The organism is Pseudomonas sp. RIT-PI-S, assembly GCF_025642975.1.
In the GTDB taxonomy this organism is placed as follows: domain Bacteria; phylum Pseudomonadota; class Gammaproteobacteria; order Pseudomonadales; family Pseudomonadaceae; genus Aquipseudomonas.
Genome location: NZ_JANZKJ010000011.1, coordinates 31,551 through 49,184 on the forward strand (window position 1 = coordinate 31,551; position 17,634 = coordinate 49,184).

Annotated in this window: 15 protein-coding genes and 2 tRNA genes; 8 read left to right on the forward strand and 9 right to left on the reverse strand. The window is 62.8% G+C overall.

Going from position 1 to position 17,634, the window contains the following annotated elements; genetic code table 11:
- Window positions 1-68: 68 nt before the first annotated feature.
- Window positions 69-2,591 (forward strand): glycosyl hydrolase family 28-related protein, encoded by a 2,523-nt coding sequence (locus OGL93_RS15690; protein ID WP_263263734.1) that lies wholly within the window; start codon window positions 69-71, stop codon window positions 2,589-2,591.
- A gap of 205 nt (window positions 2,592-2,796) precedes the next feature.
- On the opposite strand, the gene OGL93_RS15695 is transcribed toward OGL93_RS15690, so the two are convergent.
- The gene (locus tag OGL93_RS15695; protein WP_263263735.1) at window positions 2,797-3,090 is read right to left on the reverse strand and encodes a hypothetical protein; all 294 of its coding nucleotides are present in this window, start codon (window positions 3,088-3,090) and stop codon (window positions 2,797-2,799) included.
- Window positions 3,091-3,861: 771 nt separating this feature from the next.
- Between OGL93_RS15695 and OGL93_RS15705 the strand changes: the two genes are divergently transcribed.
- Both OGL93_RS15705 and OGL93_RS15710 read left to right on the forward strand, forming a co-directional pair.
- The gene (locus tag OGL93_RS15705) at window positions 3,862-4,734 is read left to right on the forward strand and encodes a M10 family metallopeptidase C-terminal domain-containing protein (RefSeq protein WP_263263736.1); all 873 of its coding nucleotides are present in this window, start codon (window positions 3,862-3,864) and stop codon (window positions 4,732-4,734) included.
- Between the two features lie 870 nt (window positions 4,735-5,604).
- Complete coding sequence (locus tag OGL93_RS15710) at window positions 5,605-6,285, forward strand: SOS response-associated peptidase family protein (RefSeq protein WP_346659653.1); 681 nt, start codon at window positions 5,605-5,607, stop codon at window positions 6,283-6,285.
- Window positions 6,286-6,564: 279 nt separating this feature from the next.
- Here the strand turns inward: OGL93_RS15710 and OGL93_RS15715 are convergent.
- From OGL93_RS15715 to OGL93_RS15740, 6 genes are all read right to left on the reverse strand, one after another.
- Window positions 6,565-6,638, reverse strand: a tRNA-Cys gene (locus OGL93_RS15715).
- A 37-nt stretch (window positions 6,639-6,675) separates the two neighbouring features.
- A tRNA-Gly gene (locus tag OGL93_RS15720) sits at window positions 6,676-6,751 on the reverse strand.
- A 67-nt stretch (window positions 6,752-6,818) separates the two neighbouring features.
- Complete coding sequence (gene pgsA, locus OGL93_RS15725) at window positions 6,819-7,376, reverse strand: CDP-diacylglycerol--glycerol-3-phosphate 3-phosphatidyltransferase (protein ID WP_263263737.1); 558 nt, start codon at window positions 7,374-7,376, stop codon at window positions 6,819-6,821.
- Between the two features lie 32 nt (window positions 7,377-7,408).
- Window positions 7,409-9,232, reverse strand: coding sequence for an excinuclease ABC subunit UvrC (gene uvrC, locus OGL93_RS15730; protein WP_263263738.1), 1,824 nt, complete (start codon window positions 9,230-9,232; stop codon window positions 7,409-7,411).
- A 2-nt stretch (window positions 9,233-9,234) separates the two neighbouring features.
- Window positions 9,235-9,879 (reverse strand): UvrY/SirA/GacA family response regulator transcription factor, encoded by a 645-nt coding sequence (gene uvrY / locus OGL93_RS15735; protein WP_263263739.1) that lies wholly within the window; start codon window positions 9,877-9,879, stop codon window positions 9,235-9,237.
- 94 nt (window positions 9,880-9,973) lie between these two features.
- A complete protein-coding gene (locus OGL93_RS15740; protein ID WP_263263740.1) occupies window positions 9,974-10,330 on the reverse strand; it encodes a helix-turn-helix domain-containing protein in 357 nt (118 codons plus the stop codon).
- A gap of 80 nt (window positions 10,331-10,410) precedes the next feature.
- On the opposite strand from OGL93_RS15740, the gene OGL93_RS15745 reads away from it, so the two are divergent.
- The gene (locus OGL93_RS15745) at window positions 10,411-10,653 is read left to right on the forward strand and encodes a DNA-binding protein (RefSeq protein WP_263263741.1); all 243 of its coding nucleotides are present in this window, start codon (window positions 10,411-10,413) and stop codon (window positions 10,651-10,653) included.
- On the opposite strand, the gene OGL93_RS15750 is transcribed toward OGL93_RS15745, so the two are convergent.
- The gene (locus tag OGL93_RS15750; protein ID WP_263263742.1) at window positions 10,635-11,480 is read right to left on the reverse strand and encodes an NAD-dependent protein deacetylase; all 846 of its coding nucleotides are present in this window, start codon (window positions 11,478-11,480) and stop codon (window positions 10,635-10,637) included. The two genes, OGL93_RS15745 and OGL93_RS15750, sit on opposite strands and share 19 nt — an antisense overlap.
- A gap of 53 nt (window positions 11,481-11,533) precedes the next feature.
- Complete coding sequence (locus tag OGL93_RS15755) at window positions 11,534-13,018, reverse strand: PLP-dependent aminotransferase family protein (protein ID WP_263263743.1); 1,485 nt, start codon at window positions 13,016-13,018, stop codon at window positions 11,534-11,536.
- 172 nt (window positions 13,019-13,190) lie between these two features.
- On the opposite strand from OGL93_RS15755, the gene OGL93_RS15760 reads away from it, so the two are divergent.
- The 4 genes from OGL93_RS15760 to OGL93_RS15775 are packed head-to-tail and all read left to right on the forward strand — an operon-like array spanning window position 13,191 to window position 17,634.
- A complete protein-coding gene (locus OGL93_RS15760) occupies window positions 13,191-14,327 on the forward strand; it encodes a radical SAM protein (RefSeq protein WP_263263744.1) in 1,137 nt (378 codons plus the stop codon).
- Window positions 14,309-15,301 (forward strand): NAD(P)-dependent oxidoreductase, encoded by a 993-nt coding sequence (locus tag OGL93_RS15765; RefSeq protein WP_263263745.1) that lies wholly within the window; start codon window positions 14,309-14,311, stop codon window positions 15,299-15,301. Before OGL93_RS15760 ends, OGL93_RS15765 begins: the two co-directional genes overlap by 19 nt.
- On the forward strand, window positions 15,298-16,404 hold the full coding sequence (locus OGL93_RS15770) for an aminotransferase class I/II-fold pyridoxal phosphate-dependent enzyme (RefSeq protein ID WP_263263746.1): 1,107 nt from the start codon (window positions 15,298-15,300) through the stop codon (window positions 16,402-16,404). The genes OGL93_RS15765 and OGL93_RS15770 overlap by 4 nt, the downstream gene beginning before the upstream one ends.
- A 3-nt stretch (window positions 16,405-16,407) precedes the next feature.
- Complete coding sequence (locus tag OGL93_RS15775; RefSeq protein ID WP_263263747.1) at window positions 16,408-17,634, forward strand: hypothetical protein; 1,227 nt, start codon at window positions 16,408-16,410, stop codon at window positions 17,632-17,634.

The window sequence follows — 17,634 nt, forward strand, 5'->3', positions numbered from 1 at the left end:
AATTTTAGGATCCATTCTCCACGCCCCGGGTCCAACAAGGCTCATTCGCTTACCCTACGGGGCTACACATGAAAGACTTCAACGCAACGGACTTCGGGGCCTTGGGTGACGGTCATTCCAATGACACCCAGGCGCTACAGGCGGCTATCGATGCCGCCGCGGCCGCAGGCGGAGGCACCGTGCACCTTGCCGCGGGCACTTACATCATCAGTGCAACCCAGGGTGGCGCGGCATTGCTGCTCAAGGACAATGTAATACTGGCAGGCCCCGGTAATGACGCCTCCACGACCACGCTGAAACTGGCCGATGGCGCAGCTTCCACGGATGCCCTGGTGCGCAGCGTGGGCGACCACACGGGTGCTCGCTTCCTGACGTTGGACGGCAACAGCAGCCACACTACTGGCGAGACCAGCGGCTGGGTGAATGGCAGCAGCCATGATGTGACCCTGGACCACGTAAACGTCACTCAAGCCTCAGGATACGGTATCGACTTAAGAGGCAATGGTGGCCAGGTAGACGTCTCCGGCGGCTTTGTTCGGAACAATGGATCGGATGGCATTATCGCTTCCGGCCTGGTCGATAGCCGAATTACCGATGTCTTCTTTCGTGACAACCATGGCAATGGCTTGGCGGTCACGGGCGCGCTGACCATCCAGGACATTACCTGTTGGTCGAACGACGGCAATGGTGTGTTGCTTCGGGGTGGGGTCGATGGTGTCACGGCGACCTTGATCGGCGCGGACATAACCACGAGCGGCCAGAATAACCTCCGCCTGGAAGGTACGCGTGACGCACACCTGGAGTACATCAGTCTTAGCAGCCACCTAGGGGGCGCTTCGATGGAAGCGGTGGACGCTCATGGGACGCAATTGCTCAGCAGTTACTTCTCCATGAATAACGCTTCGCCGGAGGTGATCCTGCACGACAGTACTAATACCTTGATTCGCGGCAACGAGTTCTATGGAACGGCGGGAGGGCCGCCAACGATCCTTGAAACCGGTCGAAGCGACGGCACGCTGGTGGAAGCTAACCAAATGAGCGCGCGCCTAACCCCCCCGGTATTTGTTGGCCCCAATAGCGCACAATTGGCTAACGTTTCCGTGATTTATACCCATGGCACCGCTGGCAACGACCACATCAACTACGACGAGGGCGACGCCACGGACAGGGTGATCTATGGCGGCGACGGCGATGATGTTCTCCTCGCCGCAAATGGCCAACAAGTGCTGATCGGAGGTCGCGGGGCCGATGAGCTCTATGGCTCTTACGCGTTCGACGCTGCCACGACGGTCCTGCGTTACGACACCTTGGAAGACAGCTATCGCACCGCGACCAAGGGCCATGCCGACCTCGTCGTTAACTTCGATACGCACAACGATAAGTTCGATTTCGCGCAGTTGGGTATCACAGGTTTGGGTGATGGCCACAATGGCACCTTGGCGCTGATCTACAATGCCGAAGCCTACATAACCTACCTCAAGAGCTACGATGTGGATGACCAAGGCCGCCGCTTCGAGGTCAAATTGCTGGGCGACTATCGCGGCCAACTCAACGCATCGCACTTCCAAACATTGATCGCCGGCACGGAGGGGGCGGATACCCTCAAGGGCACTACCCACGGTGAAGAGACGCTGATAGGTGGCGCAGGGCGCGATCACCTGTACGGCCTGGGCAGCGACGACCGTATTGATGGTGGGGCGGGCGGCGATCGGCTAAGCGGCGGCAATGGCGCCGACACGTTCGTGTTCAAAGCCCTGGGCGACAGCGTGGTCACCGGCACGGGCAGCACTTCGGGGCGCGACCTGATCATCGATTTCGACATCAATGGCTCGGATCGCCTTGACGTCAGCGCGCTGGGCTTCACGGGCCTGGGCGATGGGTCAGGGACTTCGCTGGCACTCGCCTACGACAGCGCGCATGACCTGACCCGGCTGTATTCGCGTGAGCACAATGCTCAAGGCGGGCACTTTGAAGTAGCCCTGAGCGGCGATCAGGTAGCGGGATTGAAACTGGGCGGCATTGACTTCGCCTTTCCCTCTGGCACCAGCGTGGTGGACAGCGAAATATTCCAGACCAACTACCTCACGGGTGGGGCAGGCGCTGATGTGCTCAAAGGCAGCAATAGCGTTGACGTGATCAACGGAGGGGCAGGCAACGACCAACTTGACGGGAGTGCCGGCACGGATTTCCTGACGGGGGGGCTAGGCGCCGACCGGCTCACGGGCGGTAGTGGTTCCGACACCTTCACCTTTACGAGCTTACAGGACAGTTTCCGCACCAGCACGGCCGACCACTCCGACCTCATCACCGATTTCAGCCACTACTGGGACACTATCGATGTGCGAGCGCTAGGGTTTATCGGCTTGGGCGATGGTAACGGAGATACACTTAACCTGAGCTATGACGCCGCGCTGGATAAAACGTTTTTGCGCAACTTCACCGTTGACAATCAAGGGCGTTCATTCCAGGTAACCTTCCCCGGCGACCAGGTCGCGGCGCTCTCGGATTCACGCTTCAACGTCGCCTTCGCTCATCAGGACGTAACGGTTGACCTGCTAGGGCATGGCGACGCGAGTGTTTCGCACGTTTGAGACGTAACGGGTGTGCCTTGAAGCCGGTCATTTAGATGCAGGCATACACGAACAAGCCAACCTTGGCCGCGACCTGAATCACCACAGCGGTGTAGCAGGCCGCGGCCAAGGCTTGCTGCCGATTTCTGAAAGCACTGGGGCATGGAGCTTTCGGCCGAAACTTCGCTGTTCGTGCAGCTTCGAAATCCTGCCGCTGTATTAATACTCACCCCACGAGGTGGGCATCATTCGGCGCAACACCTATTGTTTCGATTGCCGCATCGGATGAATGCTCAGCTGCTGAACCTGTGCTCGCAACGACAAGGTTATCGGCAGTGAAGGTCTTGGTGAACGCACCTTGCAAGCCGATCTCGAAGCGCTGGCCATCAGCGTTCAGGTCGTAGTCCTTGAGATAGGTACGGTGCAGGTCTTTGTCATACACCAACTTCAAAGTCCCATCCGTGCCATCGCCGAGCCCGGTATAACCGAGGGCCGATATACCGATCTTGTCATGGGCCACATCAAAACTTGTGATGAAGTCAGCGGCGCCATGAACACGAATTTCACCCCGTATCCGTAGACTTCGCCGCCTGTGAGGGTATCTACTCCAGCGCCGCCTACCAATGTGTCGCTGCCGCTCTTGCCATCCAGGGTGTCGTTCCCGGCGCCGCCGAATAAATGATCAGCCCAGTAGGTACCGTTAATACGTCGTCGCCCGCCGTCCCGGTAGACATCAAGGGGCCCAGGCCAGTCGTATAACTCTGGCTCATTGCCTCCCTGCGCATGCCCCACTCCGGCTCGAGCGGCATCTACGCCGTGCCCACCGTCCCCTACCCCATTGGGCGTTGATCTCGTCCAGCAGCGCCATCAGCCACTCCGATGCTGGGGGGCTGCGTGATCAAGAAGGATTGCTGGATCAATACCCAGAAGCTGGGCCAGCCTTCAAACGAGGCGGTGCAAGACGGGCTATGGAAGTGCTTAAAAGCACCTGCGCTTTCTACCTTCCCAGACGCCGATCGGGAAGAACTCGCGAAGAGTCAGCCGCGCGGTTGGGGCTCAAGTTGCTCCGGGGATCCAAAAAAGTCCCCGAACCGGGCAACCTGAACTACTTTGTATCGATTCTCTTACACTCATCCAGGCCACGCCGGCGATGCATGGTGGGGCCGACACCCTGACCGCCGCCGGCGGCGACGACTACCTGATTGGCGGCGCCGGTGCCGACCACCGGTGGCGCGGGTTCGGACACCCTTCGTGATCAGCGCACTGCGCGACAGCTACGCCAACGATACGCGTGGCGTGGATTTTCATTGACACGGTCACGGATTTCGACTATCGCCAGGACGTGCTGGACCTTTCAGCGCTGGGCTTCACTTCGCTGGGCACCGGGCATGAGGGCCCCCTCCAGGCCACGCAACTGGGCGCCACGGGCAACATGCTGCCGCAGTCGCTGGACCCCGACGCCCATGGCAATTACTTCAAGCTGCTGCTCGAACACGTGAGTTATATCAATGATTCGGCTATCCGCTTTGGCGATCCAGTAGCCACCCATTTCAATGAGCAACCTGCCAGCTACGACGATTATTACCTCGACCCGCCGACCACCGGAGGCGACCTTATCGTCGGGTATTTCAGCGACGACCGCATCAACGGCCTGGCGGGCAACGACACCCTGCGCGGCGAGGCGGGTAACGATACCCTGGCCGGTGATGCCGGTGCCGATTCGCTGGACGGCGGCAGCGGCAACGATACCTTGGCCGGCGGCACCGGCAATGACCTGCTTAGCGGCGGTGCCGGGGACGATAGGCTCACGGGGGGCGCGGGAGTGGACCAGCTCACCGGAGGCTCGGGCGCGGATACCTTCCGCTTTACCAGCAGCACCGACAGCCTGCGCGGCGCCAGCGACCTGATCACCGACTTCTCCGCCGATCGGGACCTGATCGATGTCTCGGCCCTGGGTTACACCGGCCTTGGCAACGGTCACGACGGCACGCTCAAGGTCAGCTACAGTGCCGCGGCCGACCGCACCTATGTCAAGGATTTCACCCCCACCCGTAGCGGCCAACGCTTCGAAATTGCCTTAAGCGGTGACCACAGTAACGACCTGAGCACGAACCAGTTTGTATTCGCCGACGCCAGTCATGAGCTGACATTGCTGGGGGCGTAGGGCCCCTTAGCTCACTCTGGAGCGTTCGCGTTGAGCGAGCGCCTAGGTTGTAAAAGGTGTGTCCGCTTTCACAAGGTGAATAGTCTGGCCGCTTCTGGGCAATCCCAATGCTAAGGGGCCGCTATGGGATCGTCGGTAGCCGGTAGTGACAGGCCGCATCCCGACCCGGTTGCCGCTGGTCGAATCGCTCATGCTGACCTGAGGCCGAACGTTGAGTGTTACTAACAGTCGGCTTCCACTCAGATCGTTGTTGCTCAGCGCCACCATACGCGTATGCGCCAGCTGCGAGCGGAATACCCGCCCGCGGCTGGCGTAGAGCCGTTCCAATCGATCAGTGCGAAGATGGGCTCAAGCTTTTTGGGTCATGGCTGCGCGCACTGAGCGCCACCACGCCCCGGAACCGCAACTCATCGCCATCGAAGACATAGCGCGGCAGGAACCGGCGGTTCTCGCAGGGCAATGCGAGGTTCCTGCCCGCCGGTGCAGCCGCCTGCCCACCGGCTCGCCATTTGGTCGCGATCACGATTCGCCCATGAGCCAGTTCCGGCCCGCGGTCCGTGATCACCAGGTCCGCGCTGAAGATGCCCGCACCGACCTGCCGCCCTCGATGCGCACCAGATAGATGTGCGGCAGGCGTAACTTGAACAACTCGTCCAAGGAACCGGCTTGCTCGAGGTGGCTCGAGATGGTCGGTCGCCAGGGAGGGAAAAGCAGCCGGCCCGCGAAAGGCATACGCCGGCAAACGAGCAGAACCCGCAAACAGTGGCCTAGGAGGGTAAACATAGGGGCAACACTGCCTACCTGCATTTACACATTGTTAACCTTTTTGGCGAGTCGATGGTCAATAAGGCAATGCTGGCAAAACGGTAGGTGGCAGCCGTGTGTGGAAGGTTTGTACAAGATCGAAGCCTGGCGGATTATGTCGACTGGCTCGGGGTCACGCCCGCCAGCGGCTACGATGGCGTGCCTCTGGAGCGCTACAACATCGCCCCAACGGCGATGGTTAACGTCTTCCGAGGCACTGGCGAGGGAATACTGATTTCGGCGTTGGAATGGGGATGGCAGCCGTTTTGGGCCCAGGGCAAACGGCCACCTGCGATCAACGCGCGGGTGGAGACGGTATCTTCTGGCGGTTTCTTTCGCGATGCCTGGCCAAACCGGCTGCTGGTGCCTGCGGCAGGCTGGTATGAGTGGGTGGTGGAGCCCGCGTCGCCGAAACGTAAGCAGCCTTATTTCATCCGCTTGAAGTCCGGAGAGCCGATGTTCTTCGCCGGGATCGGCCTCGAAGGTGAAGGATTCGTGATCCTGACGGCCGATGCCATGGGCGGCCTACTCGACATCCATGACCGGCGTCCGATCGTGCTCGATCCTGACCTGGCTCGGGAATGGGTGAACCCCGCGACCACCCAGCAACGAGCCGAGGTGATTGCCGGAGAGTTGGGCACGGCCAGCGAGGCGTTTACCTGGTTCCCAGTGGGCGGAGCGGTTGGAAACGCGCGAAACCAAGGGGAGCAGTTGGTATTGCCGGTGGATTTGGCGCCGGATAGGTGAGCCGCAGGCATTCCACCCATCGCACCTTTAAACGCAAACTCCCCTTGCGTCGTGCCCCGCCATCGCCCAGTACCGTTGGGGGCAAATAGCACCGCCTATGCCCATGGGCTGCACAGGCGCCTTGCGCCGATCAGGAAAACAAAAAAACCGCAGACCATTGATCCGTGGGGCTTCTGATAACGAGGGGGATGCGGAACCGCTTTCGAATTGCGGAAATGATTTCTCGCAAGCCTGAATAAGAAAAGCCCCGTAAATCGCTGATTTACGGGGCTTCAATAATGGAGGCCGAGGTCGGAATCGAACCGGCGTAGGCGGATTTGCAATCCGCAGCATAACCACTTTGCTACTCGGCCTCAAAACACCTGGCAAACAACTGCCCAGTGTTAAAACTGGAGCGGGAAACGAGACTCGAACTCGCGACCCCGACCTTGGCAAGGTCGTGCTCTACCAACTGAGCTATTCCCGCGTCGTGTTGACGGGCGCCATTCTATCTAATCGGCAAGGCTCGTCAAGCCTTTGATTCAAAAAACCTTTTATTTTTTAACATTAGTGCTCAGGTGAGGTAGCGCGGCGCGCAGGTAATTGACCATCGACCAGAGGGTAAGCGCCGCAGAGATCAGCAACAAGGCGTAGCCAACCAGCACGATGAAAGTAAGGGCCGGTGGATTGCCCAGCAGGATGATCAGCGCAACCATCTGGGCGGCGGTTTTCCACTTACCCAGGCTGGAGACGGCCACTTGCGCCCGAGCGCCGAGTTCGGCCATCCATTCCCGCAACGCGGAGACCACGATTTCGCGGCCGATGATCACTGCGGCGGGGAGGGTCAGCCACATGTTGGCGTGAGCCTGCACCAGCAGCACCAGCGCGACCGCCACCATCAGCTTGTCGGCAACCGGGTCCAGGAAGGCGCCGAAGGGAGTGCTCTGCTCCAGGCGCCGCGCCAGGTAGCCATCCAGCCAGTCCGTTGCGGCCGCCACGGCAAATACGCTGCTGGCCGCCAGATAGCTCCAGTGATAGGGAAGATAAAACAGCAGGATGAAGATCGGAATCAGCGCGACGCGTAGGACGGTAAGGATATTAGGAATATTCATCGGCACGACTGGCAGCAGGTTGAACGGCCATTCTACTCGCTGTGCAGGTTCGCATAAATCGACTCGGCCAGCTTTTTGCTGATCCCGGGCGCCTTGGCGATTTCGTCGACGCTCGCCCTGGCGAGTTCCTGCAGGCCACCAAAGTGCTTGAGCAGGTCGCGGCGGCGCTTCGGCCCTACCCCGTCGATCCCCTCGAGCGTGGAGGTTTTCCGCGCCTTGCCGCGCCGCGCACGGTGCCCGGTGATGGCGAAACGGTGCGCCTCGTCGCGAATCTGCTGAATCAGGTGCAACGCGGGCGAGTCTGCCTTGAGGGTGAACTCGTTGCTGGCGTCGTTGAGGTACAGGGTTTCGAAACCGGCCTTGCGGGTCACCCCCTTGGCCACGCCGATCAGGATCAGCTCCGGCACCTCGAGGGTTTGCAGCACCTCGCGGGCCATGTTCAGTTGCCCCTTGCCGCCGTCCACCAGCAGCACGTCCGGCAGCTTGCCCTCGCCGTTCTTGATCTTGCCGAAACGGCGGGTCAGCGCCTGATGCATGGCGGCATAGTCGTCGCCGGCGGTTACCCCTTCGATGTTATAGCGGCGGTAATCGGACTTGATCGGCCCTTCGGGGCCAAACACCACACAGGAGGCGACCGTCGCCTCGCCGCTGGAATGGCTGATGTCATAGCACTCCAGCCGCTGGGGTGGCTCGTCCAGGCCAAGCACGTCGGCAAGGGCGTCGAAACGAGCCGTCACATGCTGGCGGTTGGCCAAGCGCGCAGCCAGCGCCTGCTCGGCGTTAGTCACCGCCAGCTGTTGCCAGCGCGCGCGCGTGCCGCGAACGCGATGGCTGACCGCAAGCTCCCGCCCACGCAAGGTGTCTACCGCATCCACCAGCGCTTCGATGTCCTCGGGCAAGGTGTTGACAATGATCTCCGTCGGCAGCTCGCGCTCGGAGCTACCCAGGTAGTACTGGGACAGAAACGCCGACATGACCTCGTCGAGTTCTTCCTCGATACCTACCTGTGGAAAGAAATTCTTACTACCCAATACCCGACCGCCGCGCACGCTGATCAGGTGAACGCAGGCGCCGCCTGGATTGACGAAGGCGGCAATGACGTCCACGTCGCCGGTGCCGCCTTCCATGCTCTGCTGGTCCTGGACCCGCCGCAGCACACCGATCTGGTCGCGCAGCTCCGCCGCTTTCTCGAAGTCCAGGTCCATGGCCGCGCGCTCCATGGTCTGCGACAGCTCGTTGGTGAGCTGATGGCTGCGCCCTTCCAGGAACATGATCGAATGGCGCACGTCTTCGGCGTATTCAGGGGTTTCCACCGCGCGCACGCAGGGCGCCTTGCAGCGCTTGATCTGATACTGCAGGCACGGCCGGGTACGGTTCTTGAAATAACTATCCTCGCACTGGCGCACCTGGAAGGTTTTCTGCAACAGGCTCAGGCTCTCACGGATGGCACCCGCGCTGGGATAAGGGCCGAAATACCGGCCTTTGCCCTTCTTCGCCCCGCGATGAATGCTCAACCGGGGAAACTCGGCGTCCGAGAGGTACACATACGGGTAGGATTTGTCGTCGCGCAACAGGATGTTGTACGGCGGCCGCCACTCTTTGATCAGGGTCTGCTCGAGCAGCAGGGCCTCGGTTTCGTTGCCCGTGATGGTGGTTTCGACCTGGGCGATATGCCCTACCAGGGCAGCCGTCTTCGGCGCCAGGCCGGTTTTGCGAAAGTAGCTGGCAAGGCGTTTTTTCAGGTTGCGGGCCTTGCCCACGTACAACAGGCGGCCGCCCTCGTCGAACATCCGATAGACGCCGGGGTGGCCGCTGCAGGTCGCGAGAAAGGCGGCCGGATCGAAAATCTGGGTCATTTTTACGCGTTAGCGTCAACCATGCCGTGGCGAACGGCCAGTAAGGTCAGCTCGACGTCACTGGTGATGGAAAGCTTTTCGAAGATGCGATACCGGTAGGTATTGACCGTCTTGGGCGACAGGCAAAGCCGATCGGAAATATTCTGCACCTTCTGGCAGCCAACGATCATGAGCGCGATCTGGATTTCCCGCTCGGACAACAGATCGAAGGGGGACGCCGTGGTTTGCGGCTGGAAGGACTTGAGCGCCAGCTGCTGGGCAATCTGCGGGCTGATGTACCGCTGCCCGGCGAACACCAGCCGTATGGCCTGGACCATTTCGGTCAACCCGGCGCCCTTGGTCAGGTAGCCCGCTGCCCCGGCCTGCAACAGGCGCGTGGGGAACGGGTCCTCCTCGCAAACCGTCACCACCACCACTTTTACGTCCGGATGGCTGCGCAGCATCTTGCGGGTGGCCTCCAGGCCTCCGATGCCGGGCATTTTCACGTCCATCAGGACTACGTCGGGCTTGAGATCCCGCGCCGCCTTTAGCGCTTCTTCCCCGGATTCCGCCTGGCCAACCACTTGAAGCCCGTCGATATCAGACAGCATTCGAGTAATGCCTGTGCGTACCAGATCGTGATCGTCGACCACTAGCACCCTAATCAAGCAGACACCTCTCGTTACGCTTTACATTCAGGACGGTACATTAACAAAGTTCGGTGGCACGAACCTAGGGTTAAACGAAAACAGCGGCCAGCATTTAACGGCGGCGCTTGCCGTCGGGCATCTTCACCGGGGCGATGGCCGCCACCGCGTCGGCCATGCCGGCAAAGGCCTGGCGAGCGGCCTGAGGCAATGCCCGATAGCTGGCCAGTAGCTGGGCCTCGTCCGCGCCGAGCTGATCGGCGGGCTGTGCCATGCGCTCGCCGGTCAATACATACAGCACGTCGACACCCTTTTGCGCTACCGCGGCGAGATAGTCTGCCTTGGGCCAGCGCTCGCCGCTTTCATATTTGCCCTGGGCATTGGGTTCCACCCCGCCAATCTCCCCAAAAGCCCGCTGGGTCAGTTTCATGCGCTCGCGCTCCTCGCGGATGCGAGAACCAATTCCAGTCATTTGAATGTATAATCCTTCCCGAAACACCCAAAGGGGTGTTGACTCCAACACTGTTAAATCAAACGAAACGGACTTGAACTATGCACGGTATACGGACTGCCGCACAAGCAAGAGCTTGGCTGGATCGTCAGGGGAAATCGGTTCAACAATTCGCTCGGGAGCATGGCGTCGACGCCGCAACCACCTACCAGGTGTTGTCTGGCCGCAAGAAGGGGCGACGCGGCGAGGCCCATAAGGTGGCGGTTCTGCTGGGGATGAAGGATGGGGTCATTCCTATCGAAGCCGAGCCGCGGCTCCGGGAAGCTCAGGCGACGCCCAGCTGATCGGCGAGCCAGGGCAAGGCGCCCTCGCAGGGCTGGCGCACCTTCAGGGCGAGCAAGGCGTCAGCCCGGGTTCGCCCCAGGTTGATGGCCAACAGAGGCTTGCCCTGGCGAGACATTTCCAGACACAAACGATAACTCGAATAGGCCATCAGTGACGATCCCACCACCAGCATCGCGGCGGCCCGCTCGGTCGCCTCCCAGGCGGCGCGGGCAGTGGGCGGAGCAACCCCGTCACCGAAGAACACCACATCCGGCTTGAGCCGGTCGCCGCCGCACACCGGGCAGCGCGGCAGGTTGAACTGCTCGAGGAAGGTCGCCGCCAAATGGGCGTCGCCATCGGGTGCCAGCACCGCGCGTACCTCCTGCAAAGACGGGTTGGCCGCTTCCAGGGCGGCTTGCATGGTGGCGCGCGGCAGCGTTTTAGCGCAATCCAGGCACACCACTCGGTGCAGATTGCCGTGCAGCTCGATGACCTCGGTGCTGCCGGCACGCTCGTGCAGGCCATCGACGTTCTGCGTGATCACTGACGTGATCAGCCCAGCCGCCTGCAGCCGTGCCAACGCCTGGTGAGCCGGGTTCGGGAGCGCATCGTCGACCCCGTGCCAACCGACCATCGCCCGTGCCCAGTACCGTTTGCGCGCAGAAAGTGAATTGACGAATTCCTGATGCATCATCGGGGCGTTGCCACGCCGAACGCCTTCGGTGTCGCGGTAATCGGGAATACCCGACGCCGTACTGATGCCGGCACCGGTCAGGGCGAGCACCGGTTCCCTGGCGAGCCGCTGGCAGAGGGCCGATAGCGCCTCACAAGCTTGGGTCTCATCCATCACCACCTCCATGACAGCCTGGGGCGGCCGGGCCCGCTGGCGTGTCTGGAAGGTTAAACCAGCTTGTGCGTTTTAGCGCTGGATTGCGACGAACATCCCGCCAGGCCAAACAGCGCTCGGGCCCGAACGGGGTCGAAATGGGCCACGTTGATCCGCAGCCAGGGTGTATCTGCCCCGCTTGCACTGAACAGCCTGCCGGGAGCCAACAGCACGCGCTGCTGCGCCGCCGCTTCGATAAACGCCGCCGTGGTCGGCAAGCGGGAATGCCGAACCCAGAGGAACATGCCTTCGCACGGGAGGTGATAGAGCTCCCAGCCCCACCCTTGCAGCGCCTGTTGCGCCTGCGCCTGGGCGGTTTGCAAGCGGCGGCGGACCTGGCGCAAGTGCCGCTCATAGCTACCATCGGCCAGGATGGCGCCGAGAAATCGCTCGCAGAAGCTGGGCACGGCCACGCAGGTGAGCAGTTTCAGGTCGGCGAGCCGGGCCACGCACTCGGCCTGCGCCACCACATAACCAACCCGCAGGTTCGCCGACAGGGTCTTGGAAAAGCTGCCCACGTAAATCACGTTCGCCATGCCTTCGAGGCTGGCCAGGCGATGACCACCTTCGGAAGAAAAATCCCCGTAAACATCATCCTCGATGATCAGCATGCCGTGGTCAGCACTCAACTTGAGCAAGGCGCACGCCTGCCGCGGGCCGAGCGAGGTCCCGGTAGGGTTATGTAGCCGCGCGTTGATAAAGAAGGCCCGCACCGGGCCTGCGCGCAAATGGCTGCCTACCGCTTCGATGTCAGGCCCCTCGCCCAGGCGTGGCACACCCAACACCTGCGCCCCGCGCAGGCGAAGCAGTTGCACCAGGCTGCTGTTACAGGGGTCGTCCACCAGTACCCGGTCGCCCGGCTGGACCAACAGCCTGATCAGCAAGTCCAGGGCCTGGGTCGCGCCCAGCGTGGTGAGGATGTTCGCCGGGGCCACCGGTACGCCCAAACGCCCGCAAAGGTGGCGGGCCAGCGCCTCGCGCAGCGGCAGATAACCGGCAGGGTCCCCATACTCCACCAGTGAACTGCGGGCGAAGTTGGCCGTACGGCGAATGACCCGGGCCAGCGAGTGAGTATCGGTCCAGTCGGCTGGCAACCAACCACAGCCCAGCTTCATCGACTCGCCGGGGGCCTGGAAGAACGCCCAGAACGGGTCCAGTTCGGTACTTGGCCGCTTCACCCGCGCAGGCTTGGGCACCGCCACGGGCGCCACTGGCGGCTGCGCCTGGGCCACCGCGAAATACCCCCGCCCTGGGTTCGCCACGACCAGGCCAAGGGCCTCGAGCCGTTCATAGGCGCGCACCACGCCGTGGAAGCTCAGGCCGGGGCGTGCCGCCCACTGGCGGATGGAAGGCAACTGCTCGCCGGGCCGTACCGTGCCGTTCGCCAGCGCCTTGCTGATTTCTCGAAAGGCCCGCTGCGCGGGGCCCTCGCGACTACCTATAGGGACCATTGCCTCGCCGTTTCGCTTGCTGGACGCCACCGGACTGTAGCGCCCCATCGCCGCGACCATAACCCCTTGCCGGGGAAAAAGGTCCCTACCCCTCAGTGTTAGGCCACGGGCGCTAACAGTTAGCGCGTCTATCCCGGCCACCGTGAGGCCCACGACCGGACCAGCCCCCTATGATCGCCCCATGCCCTGCGGGGCACGCTTGGACACTCAAGGAGGCGAGATGAGCGAAGTCACCCGTTTACCCTGCTGGTCCGACTGGAAGTGGCAGCAGCAAAACAGCGTAACCACGCTAGAGGAGCTGGTGGGCGCGTTTCCGGGCCTTGCCTGCAGCAGCCGCCTCGAAGCCTTGCGCAACGCGCTGGACACCCGCCGGGTATCGCTCACGCCATACAGCCTGGGGCTGATCCAAACGGATGCCGCCCAGCGCCCCCTCGAACAGGATCCGCTCTGGGCCCAGTTGATTCCGGAGTTCGCGGCCCCAAGCCCGTTCGAGTACGACGGCACTACCGAAAACTGGGAGCTGGACCACGAAATGGTCACCGGTATTTGCCAGCACAAATACGACAACCGGGTGATCGTGCGAGCGGCCAATGTGTGCCATGCCTATTGCCAGTTTTGCTACGAAGCCTTGCGCACGCTGGAAATCCGCTCGCCAAAGCCAGGCCTGAAAAAGAGCGAGTGGCAAGCGACGCTCGATTATCTGGAGGCGCACCCCGAGGTGGAGGAGGTCATTCTCAGTGGCGGCGAGCCGCTGATGCTCTCCGACGCACGCCTGGACGCGATGCTGCAAAGCATTCGCGCGGTACGCCCCGACATCGTCATCCGCTTGCACACCCGGGCGCTGACGTTCAACCCGTTCCGGATCACCCAAGCCTTGGCCAGCACCCTGGCCCGCCATCAGGTCACCGCGGTCGGCCTGCACGTGGCGCACCCGCGAGAGCTGACCGACGCCTTTTTTACCGCCGTGCGCGCATTACAGCGCGCCGTTCCCTTGCTCTTCGCCAACATCCCGTTCCTGGCGGGGGTGAATAACCACCTGCAGACCCTGCGGGACCTTTGCATGGGGCTATACCGGGGCGGAGTCACCCCTCACTACCTGTATCAGTTCATGCCGTTCTCACCCGGTCATTCCCGTTATGCCGCTCCGGCCAGCGAAGCGATCAGTTTGCTGCGGCAACTCAAACGCCGCATTTCCAACCTCGCGGTGCCCGAGTTCGTCATCCCCCACGTGACCGGCAAGCACACGCTGCCCCTGGAGCTGGGTGGCCCGCCCACCCGCATCGAGACCGACGCCGAGGGCAACGAAGCCATCCATTTCACCAACTGGAAGGGCCAAGCATGCGTGTTCCCGCAGTGACGCCCGGCAAGCTGAACGGCGCGAAGATCCTCGTGCTCGACTCCTCTCGCAACAGCTATGTGACCGCGCCCGACATCGAGGCCGAGGTTTTCGGCCCTGGGATCGAGGTTACGCTTGTGCATGCCGACTCCGTGGCGGCGTTGCCCGCCTCGGCGCTGGCGTGCGATGGGGTGATCTGCTGGCATTTGGTCGACCTCCCTGCCCATGCCCTGGCCCGGTTCAACCGCTGCCGCGCCATCGTTCGCGCAGCGGTCGGGGTCGACAACATCGACCTGATCGCCGCCCGGCTGCACCGGATCGCAATAGCCAACGTCCCGGACTACGGCACCGAAGAAGTCGCCGACCATACCCTTGCCCTGGCACTGGCGCTGCTGCGCCGCCTGCCTCGCGCCGATGCGGCGGTGCGTGGGGGTAGCTGGGATTGGCGCGACCTCGGCCCATTGCCGCGGCTCAGCGACCTGACCATAGGCCTGATCGGCCTGGGCCGGATAGGCGCGGCAGTGGCCAGGCGATTCCTGGCCTTTGGTTGCCGGGTCGTGTTCTACGACCCTTACCGCGACAGCGGTTGGGAGAAAAGCCTGGGCACGGGCCGGTGCGAGACCCTCGATGCGCTGCTCGACGAAGCTGACCTGGTCAGCCTGCACCTGCCGCTCACGCTGCGTACCACCCACCTGCTCGGCCAGGCCGAACTGCGCCGGCTAGCGGGTAAGTACCTGGTGAACACGGCTCGCGGCGGGCTGATCGAACCACACGCCTTGGCCGCCGCCGTAGCCGCCGGGCAACTGGCCGGTGTGGCACTGGACGTCTATGCCGACGAAACCGCCCCTCCGCCACCGGCCATGCTCGCACCGGAGGTGCTGTGGTCTCCTCACGTGGCGTTTTATTCGGACAAGGCCCTGCCAGAACTGCGCAGGAAAGCCGCCAGCTGCCTCAAAACCCTTCTGATCAGCGGCCAGCACCGGAACCTGTTATGACTCACCCAACCCCTCGCCCAGCCCGCCAACTGCGTCAGCTGGAGCACGGCAATCCATTTCCCGGTATCGCCGCACTGGAAAGAAGCACGGGCACGGCTATCACCGCGCGGCTAAGTGCCAACGAGGCCATGCCGCTCTACAGCGAAGCCCTTACGGAGCGGTATGGCCAACCACTGCTCGAACACGCCCGGCGTTACCCCGACCCCTGCGCCTTCGAGCTGCGGCAGGCCATAGCCGCCCGCCACGGGCTGAACGTCGAGGACATTCTGGTCGATGCCGGTGCCGACGCGTTGATCTTTCTGTTTCTCAGGGCTTTCAGCGACCCTGGAAGCGTAGTGCTGGCGTCGGCGGGCACCTACCCTACCGCCGGCTACTTTGCCCGTTCCCTGGGGCTGCGCTTGCGGCCGGTCAACTACTCCCTGGAAGGCGGCATTCCCCGCGCGGACCTTGCCGCCCTGGCGGCCCAGGCCCGGGTGTATCGGGCGCGCGTGGTCTACCTGGCCAACCCGGACAACCCCACCGGCAGTGAGCATTCCGCGCAGGCGGTGGCAGCCTTCGCCCGCTCGCTGCCCGCCGGCACCTTGCTGATTCTCGACGAGGCCTATGAGGCATTCGGCGGCCATCACTGCGCCCAACCGCTGCCGAATGTGGTCCGGCTGCGCAGCTTCTCCAAAGGGTTCGGGCTGGCCGGCTTGCGCGTCGGTTATGCGATCGCGCCGCCGTCGTTGCTGGCCGTCGCCAACCAAGCACGGGTGCATTACTCAGTGGGTACGGTCGCCCAGCAGTTGGCGCGGGAAGCCTTGGAGGACACGGCCCACCAGCGCTTGATGATCGCCGCGAACCAGGCCCTGCGGGGCCGCTTTGCCGAACTGGCACAAGCGGCGGGCGTGCCCTTCTTTGCTTGCGCCACCAACTTCATGACCCTTGCACTGAGCAGCCCACAGGCCGGTGAAACCCTGCGTGACCGGTTGCTCGCCCAAGGCGCGTGCATCTACCTGGGCCTGCTCAACGAGCATCTGGTGATTGCCCGGGTGTCGCTGCAACCCGAGCTCTTTACCCCGCAGGTCAGCGGCGTGCTGTTTCGCTCACAGGAGTCAAACTGACAGATGGCCAACAACAAATTGCTGATCCTGGGCATCGGCAACGTCGCTCTCAAATACCTGGAACAAGCCTTGGCGCCCTTTGGATTGGAGCCTGTGGTGATGGGCGACAAGCGCAGCCGCCCCGGCGACACCTGGGCCACCTATTCGCCCGCGCGTTTTCACAGCGTGGCGCTTGAGCGCCAGGCGGTCAGTCGCTATCTCAACGACCACGCCCAGCTGCGCGAGGAAATTTGCGCGGTCACTACCCTGTTCGACGAGTTGATGCCCCTGGTTCAAGCCCTGGCCCTGGAGCACGGCTGGGACTACCCAGGGCCCGCCGCGGTTCGCTTGAGCGATAAGGGCACGGCCGCCACTTGCGCGCAGGCGTTGTCGCCGCCGAGCTATCCCTTTACCGCGTGCAATCCGGACAGCCTGGCCGAGGTGCTCGAACACCCGGGTAGCGACTGGGTAATCAAGCCCGCGTGCTGTTCCGGTGGCGAAGCCGTGGGCCGCATTGCCAGCGGCCCCGGTGCGGTGGGCCGTGTAAGGGTCCACCTGGCGCGGTACTTTCATATCAATGCCGAGCAGTGGCTGATGCAGCCTTGCCTCGAGGGCCTGCTGGTCAGCTTCGAAGGCTTTATGCAGGGGGGCGCACTGCACCGGATGGGGGTGTCCCGGCGCTCGCGGATCGGGCTCACCGAGGTAGCCAATCGATTTCCTGCCCAGGGCATTGCCCCCGAACATCTGGCGCAGGGGTGGAGCGGCATCGAGCAACTGTTCAGCCGCGGCGGCTATCGCGACGGTTGGTTCCACTGTGAGTGCATCGTGGGCCCCGCCGGCATTCACCTGATCGATACCAATGCCGGGCGCATCGGCGGGGCGACCGTGCTGGAGCAGATAGCACTGGCCTGCGGCGTGCTTCCCGCAGAGCTACTGGCCCATGTGCTATTGCTGCCGCTGCCGGGCTTTTGCCCACGATTGTCGGCCTGCTGTCACGACCTCACGCCCACGCTGGGCGTTTGGTACGGGCTGGCCGAACAGGCGGTATTGACCGGCATCGAATTGGGCCCGCACCTGGCCCGGCATACCCGCTTCGCCCGGGATGGCGCCGTCGTGCCGCCAATAGGCACGTCTGATTACGCCTGGGTCGGCATGTTCAGCGGGCGCGAGGCGGATGTGCTGGACGGCTTGCGCGCGCTTCGCCTGCATACGGACCGCGGCCCCGCCCTCCCCGCTTACAGCCTGGACTGA

Excerpts from the sequence above, each read along its gene's own strand:
- OGL93_RS15690 (WP_263263734.1), top strand. The coding sequence starts at position 69 with ATGAAAGACTTCAACGCAACGGACTTCGGGGCCTTGGGTGACGGTCAT.
- pgsA (WP_263263737.1), bottom strand. The coding sequence starts at position 7,376 with ATGAATATTCCTAATATCCTTACCGTCCTACGCGTCGCGCTGATTCCG.
- uvrC (WP_263263738.1), bottom strand. The coding sequence starts at position 9,232 with ATGACCCAGATTTTCGATCCGGCCGCCTTTCTCGCGACCTGCAGCGGC.
- OGL93_RS15740 (WP_263263740.1), bottom strand. The coding sequence starts at position 10,330 with ATGACTGGAATTGGTTCTCGCATCCGCGAGGAGCGCGAGCGCATGAAA.
- OGL93_RS15745 (WP_263263741.1), top strand. The coding sequence starts at position 10,411 with ATGCACGGTATACGGACTGCCGCACAAGCAAGAGCTTGGCTGGATCGT.
- OGL93_RS15750 (WP_263263742.1), bottom strand. The coding sequence starts at position 11,480 with ATGGATGAGACCCAAGCTTGTGAGGCGCTATCGGCCCTCTGCCAGCGG.
- OGL93_RS15755 (WP_263263743.1), bottom strand. The coding sequence starts at position 13,018 with ATGGGGCGCTACAGTCCGGTGGCGTCCAGCAAGCGAAACGGCGAGGCA.
- OGL93_RS15760 (WP_263263744.1), top strand. The coding sequence starts at position 13,191 with ATGAGCGAAGTCACCCGTTTACCCTGCTGGTCCGACTGGAAGTGGCAG.
- OGL93_RS15765 (WP_263263745.1), top strand. The coding sequence starts at position 14,309 with ATGCGTGTTCCCGCAGTGACGCCCGGCAAGCTGAACGGCGCGAAGATC.
- OGL93_RS15770 (WP_263263746.1), top strand. The coding sequence starts at position 15,298 with ATGACTCACCCAACCCCTCGCCCAGCCCGCCAACTGCGTCAGCTGGAG.
- OGL93_RS15775 (WP_263263747.1), top strand. The coding sequence starts at position 16,408 with ATGGCCAACAACAAATTGCTGATCCTGGGCATCGGCAACGTCGCTCTC.